Below are 535 nucleotides of genomic sequence, written 5' to 3'. Positions count from 1 at the left end.
CAGGCGCGCTTCCAGCTGCGCCTCGAACGACAGCGGCACGTGCACGGCCATCTGGTCGCCGTCGAAGTCGGCGTTGAACGCCGCGCAGACCAGCGGATGGATCCGGATCGCCTTGCCCTCCACCAGCACCGGCTCGAAGGCCTGGATGCCCAGGCGGTGTAGCGTCGGTGCGCGGTTGAGCAGCACCGGGTGCTCCTTGATGACTTCCTCGAGGATGTCCCACACCACCGGCGTACCGGATTCGACTTCCTTCTTTGCTGCCTTGATGGTGGTGGCAATGCCCATCGCCTCCAGACGCGAGAAGATGAAGGGCTTGAACAGCTCGAGCGCCATCAGCTTGGGCAGGCCGCACTGGTGCAACTTGAGCGTCGGGCCCACGGTGATCACGGAACGGCCGGAGTAGTCCACGCGCTTGCCCAGCAGGTTCTGGCGGAAGCGGCCGCTCTTGCCCTTGATCATGTCGGCCAGCGACTTCAGCGCGCGCGTGTTCGCGCCGGTCATCGCCTTGCCGCGGCGGCCGTTGTCCAGCAGCGAG

Annotated in this window: 1 pseudogene; it reads right to left on the bottom strand. The window is 66.2% G+C overall.

Annotated features, from left to right (window positions below):
- Window positions 1-535 (bottom strand): annotated as a pseudogene (locus Q7C21_RS22875) (DNA-directed RNA polymerase subunit beta'); the annotation flags it as partial.

It is taken from the genome of Pantoea sp. ANP04 (assembly GCF_041982285.1).
GTDB lineage: Bacteria > Pseudomonadota > Gammaproteobacteria > Enterobacterales > Enterobacteriaceae > Pantoea > Pantoea eucalypti.
The sequence above is the reverse complement of the archived record's forward strand: the minus strand, read 5'-3'. Positions and strand labels throughout refer to the sequence as shown.